Source organism: Glaciimonas soli, from assembly GCF_009497155.1.
In the GTDB taxonomy this organism is placed as follows: Bacteria; Pseudomonadota; Gammaproteobacteria; order Burkholderiales; family Burkholderiaceae_D; genus Glaciimonas; species Glaciimonas soli.
The window spans coordinates 810,791-823,467 of record NZ_WINI01000001.1 but is presented as its reverse complement, the minus strand read 5'-3'; the positions used below and the strand labels follow the sequence as shown (position 1 = coordinate 823,467).

General features: G+C 49.2%; 9 protein-coding genes. 4 read left to right on the top strand and 5 right to left on the bottom strand.

Going from position 1 to position 12,677, the window contains the following annotated elements; genetic code table 11:
• Nucleotides 1–29: 29 nt before the first annotated feature.
• Together GEV47_RS19470 and GEV47_RS03830 are read right to left on the bottom strand one after the other, a co-directional pair.
• Nucleotides 30–863 carry a transglycosylase SLT domain-containing protein gene (locus GEV47_RS19470; protein ID WP_228124547.1) on the bottom strand — a complete coding sequence of 278 codons (834 nt, stop codon included), beginning with the start codon at nt 861–863 and terminating at the stop codon, nt 30–32.
• Nucleotides 864–902: 39 nt separating this feature from the next.
• Nucleotides 903–1,193, bottom strand: coding sequence for a putative holin (locus tag GEV47_RS03830; RefSeq protein ID WP_228124546.1), 291 nt, complete (start codon nt 1,191–1,193; stop codon nt 903–905).
• Nucleotides 1,194–1,601: 408 nt separating this feature from the next.
• On the opposite strand from GEV47_RS03830, the gene GEV47_RS03825 reads away from it, so the two are divergent.
• Nucleotides 1,602–2,408 (top strand): alpha/beta fold hydrolase, encoded by an 807-nt coding sequence (locus tag GEV47_RS03825; protein WP_194270585.1) that lies wholly within the window; start codon nt 1,602–1,604, stop codon nt 2,406–2,408.
• 259 nt (nt 2,409–2,667) lie between these two features.
• Nucleotides 2,668–5,148 (top strand): penicillin-binding protein 1A, encoded by a 2,481-nt coding sequence (locus tag GEV47_RS03820; RefSeq protein ID WP_153233347.1) that lies wholly within the window; start codon nt 2,668–2,670, stop codon nt 5,146–5,148.
• 170 nt (nt 5,149–5,318) lie between these two features.
• On the opposite strand, the gene GEV47_RS03815 is transcribed toward GEV47_RS03820, so the two are convergent.
• From GEV47_RS03815 to GEV47_RS03805, 3 genes are all read right to left on the bottom strand, one after another.
• Entirely contained in the window at nt 5,319–7,097 is a 1,779-nt protein-coding gene (locus GEV47_RS03815; protein ID WP_153233346.1) for a DUF885 domain-containing protein, read from the bottom strand.
• 98 nt (nt 7,098–7,195) lie between these two features.
• Nucleotides 7,196–8,857 (bottom strand): isovaleryl-CoA dehydrogenase, encoded by a 1,662-nt coding sequence (locus GEV47_RS03810; protein WP_153233345.1) that lies wholly within the window; start codon nt 8,855–8,857, stop codon nt 7,196–7,198.
• 104 nt (nt 8,858–8,961) lie between these two features.
• Entirely contained in the window at nt 8,962–9,774 is an 813-nt protein-coding gene (locus GEV47_RS03805; protein WP_322741536.1) for an SDR family NAD(P)-dependent oxidoreductase, read from the bottom strand.
• Between the two features lie 304 nt (nt 9,775–10,078).
• On the opposite strand from GEV47_RS03805, the gene GEV47_RS03800 reads away from it, so the two are divergent.
• Both GEV47_RS03800 and GEV47_RS03795 read left to right on the top strand, forming a co-directional pair.
• Nucleotides 10,079–12,229 (top strand): DNA polymerase III subunit gamma/tau, encoded by a 2,151-nt coding sequence (locus tag GEV47_RS03800; RefSeq protein WP_153233344.1) that lies wholly within the window; start codon nt 10,079–10,081, stop codon nt 12,227–12,229.
• A gap of 81 nt (nt 12,230–12,310) precedes the next feature.
• Nucleotides 12,311–12,631, top strand: coding sequence for a YbaB/EbfC family nucleoid-associated protein (locus GEV47_RS03795; protein WP_153233343.1), 321 nt, complete (start codon nt 12,311–12,313; stop codon nt 12,629–12,631).
• Nucleotides 12,632–12,677: the final 46 nt, after the last annotated feature.

The window sequence follows — 12,677 nt, the reverse complement described above, 5'->3', positions numbered from 1 at the left end:
GACCATCACTCCCATTGTAATTTTTGCGCTCAACGCGACGCTAACAACGTCGTTTTACAACTCTCAGGTCCCCAGCCATCTCTCACATACAAAGGGGCATGCAGCAATAAAATCCGGCGCGGATAATCAACATTTTCTTTTTGATTGCCCGGCGTTATGCCGGGATTGATATCGCAGGTTTCGTTAAAGCAAACCAGTGGATCTTTTGATTTCTCTTTACGCTTGAATACCCAGCCGAGTCCGCCGTTGTATGCGGACAAGGCAAAGGCCATGCGTTCGCAAGGATTGGCAGCCACGACTCTATCGTAAAGAAATTTATCGTAGCGCACCAAGGCACGCATGGACCAAATCGGATTGGTCGGTTGATTCTGTTTCAGATCATCATATAAGCGGCTAATCCAGGTTGCCGTGGCTGGCATGAATTGTGATAATCCTTCAGCGCCAACCCGACTTTTTATCGTTTCATTCCACATGCTTTCCTGATGAATTTGTGCGGCAAAGGTGGAGACTGGCGCATCCAATCCCCATACCATATGCGCCTCCTGGCGTAACTGATGTCGATATTTTCTGGCGTCGGGAGTATTTTGTTCTGCCTGGATTTTTGCTAATTCCTCCGGCGATTCTGAGTCGCTTGGAATGGATACTTCTGGCTGTGGCGCAGCAGCGATTGGTTCATTTTCGGTATACCACTGAGGTGGTATAAGAGGAAAAATCAACGCTAAAAAAAATACAAAAAAAATACCGCCGTTGATAAATGCGATGGTCTTCGGCCAGCGCTGTTTAAGCGCGCTAAGCCAGCTGAATGTCGTTCTCCAATTACGCTGATTGCGCCGACTGCGATCGTCATGTTTTTTATTTTTCATGATGAAAGTCAGATTGAGAGATGGCTTGAGCGGTTAACGTCAGGCCGCTAATCCAATACAAATTAAACTGGCTGCAACAATAATGGCGCGGCGTAAACTGGCTATTTGTAATGCCTGTTGATTTCCTTTCACATGAAAATCACGCGGACGGGCATAAGGGAAAATGGCCCAATCTATCCAATAACCGCCCCAGCCACCCAGCGAAAGCAAATGCGCTTTGTAGAGCGAAACGGAAAGCAGGGTGTCATATTCGCGAAAACGAAAGGCGAGCAGCATTAATATGATACTGACGGCTAAGCAGAGCGTAAGGCGGGGAATCTTATTTTGCATGAGAGCGCTCCAAGAAAACCGCATAGATTTCAGAGAGTGGCCACCAATATTTCAGTCCACATTTAGTTTAGTCTAGGAAACTATCTTCATCAAACGTTAGTTACATGATTTTGATACGCTTTGTTTTAACGCTAATGCAAGTATGTTCACTAACCTGTCTATGCGACCCTCCTTGCCATTCATTGAGGGCGCGGTTGCGCCCACGTGCAGGTCAAATTTTCTGCTACCCGCATTGCTGCTGGCATCGGAATACATAAACTAAACTGTTTTGTGCGCGTACTTAAAACAGATACTTATTGTGTTTTCCGCAATAATCGATCTAGAACTCTAAAATTTCCTTTGTTGAGAGTCTTGTTTTAGGTCTTTAATGAGGCCTTCTTTCATTGCATAAACGTTATGGCATCATTTATGGTCTCAAATAGTCGTCCAATTGTGCATTTTGTACATGGCAATAGTTTTCCAGCCGGAACATATAGTCGCTTTCTTGATCTGTTGCGCAATGATTATGATGTTCGTGCACTGGAAATGCATGCCCATAATCCAGTCTATCCAGTGACCGATGGCTGGCCGGCATTAATGCAAGAATTGATTGATGAGTTAAGCAAGCGTTATCAGGAACCAGTGATTCTGCTCGGGCATTCGATGGGGGGCGCATTGTCGTTAATGGCGGCCAGGCAGCGTCCCGACCTTGTACGCTGTGTGGTGTTACTCGATACGCCGGTGGTGGCCGGCTGGCGTGCCGGACTGCTGGGAGTTGCGAAAGCCTTAAAACTAGATATGAGATTTTCCCCCGCACGGTTTTCAGCAAAACGCCGTAATCAATGGCCAGATGCAGAAGCGGCTTATCAGCATTTTTCTAGTAAAGCCGTATTCGCGCTGTGGCCGCGAGAAGTGATTCGGGATTATGTTGAGCACGGGATGCTGCAGCAAGACGGTAATTTGACTTTACGTTTTCGTCGTGACATCGAAACGGCCGTTTACCGGACATTGCCGCATCATTTTGGTCGTGTAGTGAAAGGTAATTTCCCTGTGCCCGTGGGCTTCATTGGCGGCGTTGACTCTGTCGAATGCCGACATGCTGGACTGGCAGCGACCAAGCGACTGGTTGGCGAGTATTTCCGCCATTTACCCGGTGGCCATTTGTTTCCGTTAGAGAGCCCGGAAGTTGCCGCTAGTGCCACAAATGATATGATACGCAACTTGTTGATTAGGTAATTCATACCTGGTTAATGACTAATTGATGACTAATTAATAGGCACTTTTACAGTTGCTTACAGTCATATTGGGCGTCGGGCTAGCTGCATGCTGTAGGATACAGGCCTCACTTCTCAAATAAAGGACTTCTGCAAAATCGCCTCAGCGGCTTAATGACTCCTAGTCGTATTTTTACTGTCTTTGTGCTCAAGGTTGGTAAAAGGAGAAAGTAAGCCCGAAGTTGGGGCAATTTTGCGGAAGCCTACATTATCAATTAGTTATGTTATTCACATCTAAGCCGAGTAAAAAACCATTGCGACCACAAACCTCGAAGCCAATCGTATCTACAAGCCATCCATTCAATAAATCTATCGTCCAACCGAAACCGCAGCGTGGTTCGCTGTTGGCTGGGCTGCTGTTTACTATCTTAGGGTTGGTGGTTGCTGCCGGGGTGATAGCTGGTTTGCTGGTGGCATATGCCTTAGTCGTGATGCAACCGCAATTACCTAGTCTGGATGCGATTACGGATTATCGTCCCAAAGTACCGTTAAGAATTTATACCGCCGATCATGTACTCATTGGCGAATTCGGTGAAGAGCGCCGTAGTCTGGTCAAGTTGCAAGACATTCCTGCGAATATGAAAAATGCAGTGGTGGCGATTGAGGACGCGCGTTTTTATCAGCACGGCGGGATTGATGTGATCGGCATGCTGCGCGCAGTGTTGACCGATATTATTCATGGCGGCCATTCGCAGGGAGCGAGTACGATTACGATGCAGGTTGCGCGTAATGTTTTCTTAAGCAGTGAGAAAACGTATACCCGCAAAATTTACGAAATCATGATGGCCTACAAAATCGAAAGTGCCTTGACCAAGGATCAAATTCTTGAGGTCTACATGAATCAGATTTTCCTCGGTCAACGTTCCTTCGGTTTTGCTGCTGCAGCACGGGCTTATTTTGGTGAAGACCTGAAAGACGTGACGCTGGCACAGGCGGCGATGCTGGCTGGTTTGCCGAAAGCGCCATCGGCCTACAATCCTGTGGTTAATCCTAAGCGTGCACGGATTCGACAAGAATATATTTTGAAACGGATGAAGGAGTTAGGCTTCATCACAGACGAACAATACACACAGGCGCTGGCAGAAGACATCAAAGTCAAACCAACCGGGAATAACTACAGCGTCAACGCTGAATACGCGGTTGAAATGGTGCGACAAATGCTGTACGCCCAATATAAGGACGATATTTATACGCGCGGTTTGATCGTCACAACCACCCTCAACGCCGCAGATCAGATGGCCGGTTACGAGGCGGTACGCAAGGGTGTGATGGATTATGACCGTCGTCATGGCTATCGCGGGCCGGAAGGCTGGCTTGAATTGCCAGCCGCCGGTGATGATAGAGATCAGGCTATCAATGATGCTCTGCAGGATCGTCCGGACAATGGCGACATCGTGCCAGCCATCGTATTGAGCAACGATGGCAGACAAGTCACCGCCATGCTGCGCGATGAAACAGTGATTACCATGAGTGGTGAAGGTGTACGTTTTGCAGCTTCGGCGCTCTCCGCTAAAGCGGGTAAAAACCGTATCCAGACAGGCTCTGTGATTCGTGTCACACAAGGTTTAGGCGCGGATAAAAAAGGCTGGCAAATTACCCAATTGCCGGCAGTAGAAGCGACTTTGGTATCGCTGACACCACAAACCGGTGCGATCAAAACGTTGATTGGTGGTTTCGATTTTAATCAAAATAAATTCAACCACGTAACCCAGGCATGGCGTCAACCGGGTTCTACGTTTAAACCGTTTATCTATTCTGCAGCGCTGGAAAAAGGTTTTGGCCCGGCATCAATGATCAATGATGCCCCAGTCTCTTATCCTGCCGGCTTGGGTAAGCCGAATTGGGAACCAAAAGACGATGATCAACCCGATGGTCCTATGCCTATGCGTACTGGCTTGCAGCGCTCCAAAAATCTGGTGACCGTGCGTTTGATGGATGCCATTGGCGTGCAATATGCGCAGGATTTCGTGACGTCGCATTTCGGTTTTGACCGCGATAAAATCCCACCATATTTACCAACTGCGTTGGGTGCCGGGCAGACCACACCATTGCAACTTGCCGGTGCTTATGCCGTGTTGGCGAATGGCGGGTATCGCGTCAATCCTTATTTAATTTCACAAGTGACCGATGCGCGAGGGAACACGATTTCTAAAACAGAGCCTCAAGTCGCTGGCGTTAATGCGCCTCGCGTGTTGGACGCGCGCAATAGTTATGTGATGACCAGCATGTTGCAGTCAGTTGCGCAACGTGGTACAGGTGCGGGAACGAATGTTTTGGGGCGCACTGATTTGGCCGGTAAAACGGGTACCACCAATGACGCGTTTGACGGTTGGTTTGCTGGCTACCAAAATTCCCTGGTCGCGGTTGCATGGATGGGATATGACCAGCCGAAAAGCCTGGGTAGCCGCGAATTCGGTGCGCAACTAGCGTTGCCGATCTGGGTTAGCTATATGCGACAAGCTTTAAATGGCGTGCCGCAAACTCAGATGTCACAACCGGATGGTTTGACCAAAATCAATGACGAATTGTATTTTGATAATTTCACACCAGGCAATGGCTTCATCGCGACGCTGGGTTTAGGTAGCGGAGGCAACGGTGGTGGTGTTGATGTAAACGACGATGGCACACCAATGACGCCAGAGGATCAAGAGAAACATGAAAAAGAGAAGCATGATATTTTGAAACTGTTTGACGGGGCTTGATAGGTATTGAGCCATATTGTATGAATACTTTGTTCTAAAATAAAAATGCGCCGTCGGCGCATTTTTATTTTTCATGAATCTTGAGCCGATGTCACACATACACCGTCGTCATTCCCGCGTACGCGGGAATGACGGTGGTTAAATTATGGATATCAGTTACTTATTTAGACTCAAGATTTACTCGTACTGCTTTTATTCGCCTGAACAAATTCTTTCTTCACTGCCGTCGACATTTCATCTGGTGGCAGCAAGCCTTGGCTAACAATAAAATCATTGAATGCTTTACGGTTAAATGCTGCTCCCATGGCGATTTGGGTTTCTGCTCGCAATTGCATTAAGCGCGAATAGCCGTAAAAATAAGAAGTCGCCTGACCTGGACTTTGGAACATATAGCGGTCGAGTTCTTCTTGCGCCAAGGCTTCCGATGCGCAGACATCGTGTACCAAAATTTCGTGTGCACGTTCTGGTGTGATCAGTCCCAAATTGAGCATGGGATCGAGGAAGGCACGCGCAGCCCGTAACAACCGTGCATCCAGTGCAGCCAATTGTGCATCGGCAGGCTCATAGGGCAGCATCTCCGCCTCAGAATACAGCGCCCAGCCTTCGACATTGACACTATTGAACGCGAAAATGCTGCGGGCCAGCGATACACCGCCTTTTACCATTCCGGCAAATTGCAGCTCATGTCCCGGGCGACCTTCGTGCGCAGTGAGTGACCATGCGGCTGCTTTGTAAGTGAAGTCATCAAACTTGGTATTTGCAGTGCCGGTGCTGGCAGGCACACCCAGTGATAAAACAAATTCGCCCACTTCACCATGATTGTTGATTAGCGGAGGCGGTTGCATATGTGGTGCCGCTATTTGCGCACTCTCGGCATCCGATGCTGTGCGCATGATCATTGCCGTTTGTGGCAGAGTAATAATATTTTCGCGCTTGATGATAGCTTCGATTTTGCCGATGACGTCATGGTATTGGGGGACGATAGACTGCTTGTCTAGCTGCTCTTTCTTGAGCATGTTGATGACGTCACGATAATCGTTTGATGTCATGCCCAGTGACTTTGCCACTGTAGGTGCTATCAATTGCATTTCTGCCTGGGTTTTAATAAATTCCAGCTGGGCCTCACGCATCAGCCGCTCGGTCGAGATGTCGATCCCCATTTGTTTGAGTTGATAAGCATACAGTTCAGGCGGCAACTTAAAATCACTGCGAGTATGCGGCATCACGACTTTTTCGGTCCATGCGTTGTAAGCGGTAAGCTGCTGTTCCAATGCATCCAAAGCGGCATCCGCGCCAGTAATTTTATATTTGACATACAGATCGCGGATGCCGCTGATGTATTGCTTGGTATTGCCGATGGCTTCTTCGACTTGTTTGTTGTAGGGGGCAAGCAGTTTGGGGTTGGCGCGTTGTTCCTCATAGCGCCTCTGTGCTAATTTGATCAATGGCGTATAACCGGCTTCCATTCCCGTATAACGTTTAAGACGTGTCAGCGCCATGGCACGGCGTGCCGGGTCAACTTGATCCTGCAGCAGTGCGAATTGACCACTGAAAATATCTTGTCCCACATCTTCATAGGAAACGAGATAACGCTGATTTAACGCTATTCCTTCCTGAAATAATTTCCCGGAGCGAATCATGATGCGCAAGTCTTGTTGTAGCAATGGATCGTTTTCTTTGTCCAATAAGACTTGCAATTGGTTGATGGCTGTTTGTGCGGCGTTAATTTCGCGTTCTTCTAATCTTGGTTTGAGATCGACGATTTTGTCATCATAACCAGTCATGCCTTGTTGAGAGACTGATTCCGGATAGAATTGTGCCTGCGCCTTTAACAGGATCTGCGCATCTGCATTACTTTTTGTGATCCAGTCGGGTGTAGCGGAAAAGGCGGGTGCTGCAAAGACAAAAGTGGTGGTACTCAGCAAAAGCTGAGCAGTAAGTTTGTACATGTGTGATCTCCGAATATTATTAATTTTTTTGAAGCACGCTTTGATACTGATTTGATACCTACTTAATGTTACGAAGTTAATGCAGCGAAAACCGTTAACTAATGCAGCGAAATTCGTTGCAAAATCTGTCGTTGGACATCGGCTGTCGTCGCTTCGCCTAGTGTGCCATAAACCCGACCGACCGCGGCATCACTTCGGCTGTTGATGAACGCATCGGCAATCTCTGCTGGCGTGTGCTGTAGCATCAGGCTGGCTTGTATGGTGATCACTAATTTCTGCACAAATCGTCGTGCTATGCTTTCGCGTTGATCTGGCGGTATCGATAAATCGGCTTTCAAGCTTGCTACCAAGCGTTGCAAGCCTGAATGGTTGTGCGCTACGGCCGCGAGTTGTTCTAGTATGAGGGCAAAACCTTCGGTATCGCGCTCAATGGCGCGTAGCACGTCAAGGCACATGACATTGCCAGAGCCTTCCCAGATGGAATTAACCGGTGCTTCCCGATAAAAGCGGGCCATTGGGCCGGTTTCAACATAGCCGTTACCGCCCCAGATTTCCATGCATTCTCCGGTAAATTCCAGCGCACGTTTACAAATCCAGAATTTGGCTGCCGGTGTCACGATCCGCTTCCATGCACGCTGCAAGGAGTCGTCCTGGTGGTCAAAAGCATGCGCCAATTGCAGCATTAACAGGGTTGCGGCCTCGCTCTCCAATGCCAGATCTGCCAGCACATTTTGCATTAAGGCCTGTTCGGCCAATAGACGACCAAATGCACTGCGGTGGCGAGCATGGTGATGCGCTTGCAGCAAGGCCTGACGCATCAGGCCGGCGCTGCCGATGACGCAATCAAGGCGCGTGTAATTGGCCATCTCAATAATGGTCGGAATGCCGCGACCTTCTGCGCCGACCATAATGCCGAAAGCATCTTGAAATTCGACCTCGCTACTGGAGTTGGAGCGGTTGCCGAGTTTATCTTTGAGACGCTGTACCAGAATGCTATTTTTAGATCCATCGGGCCGCCAGCGCGGAACAAAAAAGCAGCTTAAACCCATTTCCGTACGCGCCAACACCAAGTGTGCATCACACATCGGCGCCGAAAAAAACCATTTATGACCGGTTAGGGTGTAGTCGGCACCGCGACCACAACTGCCCGTGAGTGGAGTAGCGAGCGTGGTATTGCTGCGAACATCCGATCCACCTTGTTTTTCCGTCATGCCCATGCCGATTAACATAGCGTTTTTTTGTGCCAGCGGTAAGTCACGCGGATCGTGTTGACGAGAAAATAATTTCGCTTGCAACGCCGCGAACAACGCCGGTTCTTGTTGTAGCACCGGTATCGAGGCAAAAGTCATGGTGGTTGGACATAATGATCCGGCTTCGACTTGCGCGTGCAAAAAATAGCCCGCTGCTCGTGCTACATGTTTGCCGGGTTGAGGTTGTGATGCGGTCCACGGTAAAGCGTGCAGATTTTCATGGCGTAGCATCGCGAGCAAGGTATGCCAGGCGGGATGAAATTCGACACTATCTTGACGATTGCCATAGTTATCGTAGCTATGCAGTTCCGGGGGGTGACGATTGGCCAGATCAGCCAGTTGCCAGACTTCTTTGCTACCAAGCTGAGCACCGTAGCGCGTCAACTCTGCCGCATGCCAGCCGGCTCCCAAGCGTTGTACGCCAGCGGATAAAATCCTATCGTCGCTATATAAATTATTGCCGGTCAGCTCTGGAACTTGATTGCTTATTTCATGGGTTTGCCATTGCATATGCGTCTCCTCGTTGAGACTTATGATGTTACGTCAAGTTGACCTGGCTGGAATGCGGAGCCAGTTTTTTCTGCTTTAAAACTTATTTGGTATTTGATATCTATTTAATTACCGTTCGGTTCCAGTACCGCCATTTTTGCTTTTGGTAGCAGTAGGCCACGGCTGATATTAATAACGGTTTGTCGTGGTAATAGTCGTCCCAAGCCGGCTAGCAGATACTGACTAAAGCGGGGGATCAGGATACTTTTCTTTTTTTCTAACGCTTGCAAAGCTTTCAGCACGACGAATTCTGGTGCATCCGGTTTACCGACCATCGCTTCGGGAGCGCCGACAACCGCGGCGAACTGTGTTTCCACCGGGCCGGGACAAAATGCCAGCATGCTCACGTTGCTGCCTTTCAGTTCTCCCCATAATGCTTCACTAAAAGAGAGCACAAAAGCTTTGCTGGCACCATACACAGCCATAAACGGCAATGCCTGAAATGCGGCAGTTGAGGCGACATTGATAATTGCTGATCCTGATTGCACCAGCAATTTCGGCAAATACAGGCGGGTGAGGGTAGTCAGTGCATAAACATTCAATATAATTTGTTCTTGTTCGCGTGCCAGTTCGCGCGTTTCAAAATGACCATGCGTGGCAAAGCCCGCGTTGTTGATCAGCATCGTCACATGAATGCCACGCGATTCAGTCGTATGAAACAAATACTGCGCGCCGTTCGGCTCGGCCAGATCGACCTCAATTACGTCAGCTTGTACGCCATATTTGCCGGTTAATTCTTGCGCCAGTGCTTGCAATTTATCCAGCGACCGCGCGGCCAGCACAACACGCATGCCACGAGCGGCCAGGGTTTTGGCGAATGTTTCGCCGATACCCGACGACGCACCGGTAATTAAAGCAGTACCTTTGTAATTAATCACAACAATATCCTTAGGTTGGCTGAGGGCGATTACCTGCCTTTATTGCATCGCGCCAATTCTGATATTGGCAAAAACATAGCGTAACTGTTAGAAATGTCAGTTTTTAATAATTGTTTTACATGCATTTGCGTATTAAATTTACGAGCGACAATTTTTATGAAAATGCTTTCAAAGTTACGGCTAAGTTCAGCAGGCGAGAAAATCCAAGCTTCACTAAGGTAAAATGCAGTCTGCAATAATTAAAGTAAAACAGTGAAGCAACCCGCAAGTTCAACCGTAAGTTAAACACCAAGCGCTAGCAACTATGTCCTATCAAGTCCTTGCCCGTAAATATCGCCCTAGAAATTTCGAGACGCTCGTTGGTCAAGAGCACGTTGTACGTGCGCTAAGCCATGCGCTTGAGCAGCAGCGTTTGCATCATGCGTATTTATTCACCGGTACGCGTGGAGTCGGTAAAACCACCTTATCGCGGATTCTGGCCAAGGCACTCAATTGTCAGGGGGCAGACGGTAATGGCGGAATCACCGCGCAACCATGTGGCGTGTGTGATGCCTGTGTAGCGATTGACGCAGGGCGTTTTGTTGATTACATCGAAATGGATGCCGCATCGAATCGCGGCGTTGATGAAATGGCACAATTGTTGGAACAGGCTGTGTATGCGCCGTCCAATGCACGTTTCAAAGTGTATATGATCGATGAAGTCCACATGCTGACGAATCACGCGTTCAATTCTATGTTGAAGACGCTGGAAGAACCGCCTGAGCATGTTAAATTTATCCTTGCCACCACTGATCCGCAAAAAATTCCAGTCACGGTGCTGTCGCGTTGCTTGCAATTTAACCTGAAGCAAATGCCGCCTGGCCATATCATCAGCCATCTGGATAATATTCTTGGACAGGAAGATATTGCGTTTGAAACGCCGGCATTGCGTTTATTGGCGCAAGGGGCGCACGGTTCTATGCGCGATGCGCTGTCGCTGACGGATCAGGCGATTGCCTATGCAGCAGGTAAGGTTACGCTGGAAGCAGTGCAGGGGATGTTGGGTGCATTGGATCAGTCGTATCTGATCCGCATTTTGGATGCGCTGGCGGATAAAGATGGTAGTGGATTACTGGCCGTGGCCGATGAAATGGCGACGCGCAGTTTGTCCTACAGTGCGGCGTTGCAGGATTTGGGCAGCTTGCTGCATCACGTCGCTTTGGCGCAAACGGTACCTGCAGCTTTACCTGAAGATTTGCCCGAGCGCGATGATGTGTTGCGCCTGGCAGCAGCATTTGATGCCGAAGAAGTGCAATTGTTTTATCAAATTGTTGTGCATGGTCGCAATGAACTGGGCTTGGCGCCAGATGAATATGCCGGTTTTTCAATGACCTTGTTGCGCATGCTGGCGTTTCGGCCGCAGCACGATGACAGTGCTAGCGCAATTAATGGCGGTGGTGCGACGTCATCTGCCCAGGCACGCGCTGCCATATCAGCTCGACCGCAATCGGTCGTACCCGCCAGCGTCTTGGCCAGTGCGCCGACAAAACCCGCTGAGCAAACACCGGCAGTTCCAGCAACCGCTCGCCTGAGTAGTCCACCATCTTCAGTGAGCAGCAGTGTCATGCCAGCGGCGCCAAATCAAACGGCTAAATTGAGTCCTGCGATGGCTGCATTAGCGGCAGCGCGTGGAGCATCGACGGATAAAAATCAAGCGCAAAGAACATCAACACCGCCGGCAGCACCGGCAGCACCAGTCGCAGCGAAAATCACAGCGGCGCCAGTGCAGAGCGCAAAACCAGCGACAACTGCCAGAGTAAGCGACACATCGGCACCGCCGTGGGAAGAAATTCCGTTGCCAACTGATTTGCCGCATACCAGTTTTGCCAGTTCGGAGGCGGAGCAACGAAGTGTTGGGAACTTGCCTGAAGCGTCATTGCATGTGCCGCACGCCGCAGTTATGCCAATCGAACCAGAGCGGAAAAGTATGACTACACAACAGGAGCCGGCAAAACCTGCGGCTCCGGCAATGGTGGAGTCCGCCGTCGAGCCGTTGCAATTGCATCCGGACGCCAGTTTGAACTGGGATGGTAACTGGCCGGTATTAGCCGCGCAGTTGCCAGTGCGCGGTGTCGCTCATCAGCTAGCGCAGCAAAGCGAATTACTTAAATGTGATAGCAGCGGCGCAGCGGTAGAGATGCATTTGCGGATACCACTCGATACTTTGCGTTCGGCTGGTAGTATCGATAAATTGGCCGCTGCGTTATCTGAACATTTCGGCCGCAACGTGCGTGTGGAAACAGAAATTGGCGCAGTGCGTCACACCGCCAGTGCCAAAGCGCTAGCTGAGCAAGCGGAGCGCCAACGGCAAGCTGAAGATGTCGCCAAGAGCGATCCTTTCATCCTCAGCATAATTCGCGAATTCGGTGCGTCTATCGTGCCTGGTTCGGTGAAGCCAATTGAGCCACTGGCTTAATCACATAATCTCATTTACGTATTGCGTATTCGCATTTACTATTCATCACTTTAATTTTTATCGAACAGAAGGAGCAATACCATGATGAAGGGCCAATTAGCAGGCTTGATGAAACAAGCGCAAGCCATGCAAGAGAACATGAAAAAAGCACAGGACCAATTGGCTTTGATCGAAGTAGAGGGTGAATCCGGTGCAGGTTTGGTGAAGGTTGTGATGACCTGTAAAAATGTGGTTAAGCGCGTCACGATAGACCCATCATTGCTGGCCGATGACAAAGATATGATTGAAGATTTGGTGGCGGCGGCGTTTAACGATGCAGTGCGCAAAGCAGAAAAAACTTCAGAAGAAAAAATGTCAGGTTTAACTGCTGGCATGCCTGCCGGATTTAAATTGCCGTTCTGATTTAGCCATTAAAAGCGAGAAATTAAGCGTTACTGCTAAAGAGAAA

Coding starts and splice junctions, on each gene's coding strand:
- GEV47_RS19470 (WP_228124547.1), bottom strand. CDS start 863: ATGAAAAATAAAAAACATGACGATCGCAGTCGGCGCAATCAGCGTAAT.
- GEV47_RS03830 (WP_228124546.1), bottom strand. CDS start 1,193: ATGCAAAATAAGATTCCCCGCCTTACGCTCTGCTTAGCCGTCAGTATC.
- GEV47_RS03825 (WP_194270585.1), top strand. CDS start 1,602: ATGGTCTCAAATAGTCGTCCAATTGTGCATTTTGTACATGGCAATAGT.
- GEV47_RS03820 (WP_153233347.1), top strand. CDS start 2,668: ATGTTATTCACATCTAAGCCGAGTAAAAAACCATTGCGACCACAAACC.
- GEV47_RS03815 (WP_153233346.1), bottom strand. CDS start 7,097: ATGTACAAACTTACTGCTCAGCTTTTGCTGAGTACCACCACTTTTGTC.
- GEV47_RS03810 (WP_153233345.1), bottom strand. CDS start 8,857: ATGCAATGGCAAACCCATGAAATAAGCAATCAAGTTCCAGAGCTGACC.
- GEV47_RS03800 (WP_153233344.1), top strand. CDS start 10,079: ATGTCCTATCAAGTCCTTGCCCGTAAATATCGCCCTAGAAATTTCGAG.
- GEV47_RS03795 (WP_153233343.1), top strand. CDS start 12,311: ATGATGAAGGGCCAATTAGCAGGCTTGATGAAACAAGCGCAAGCCATG.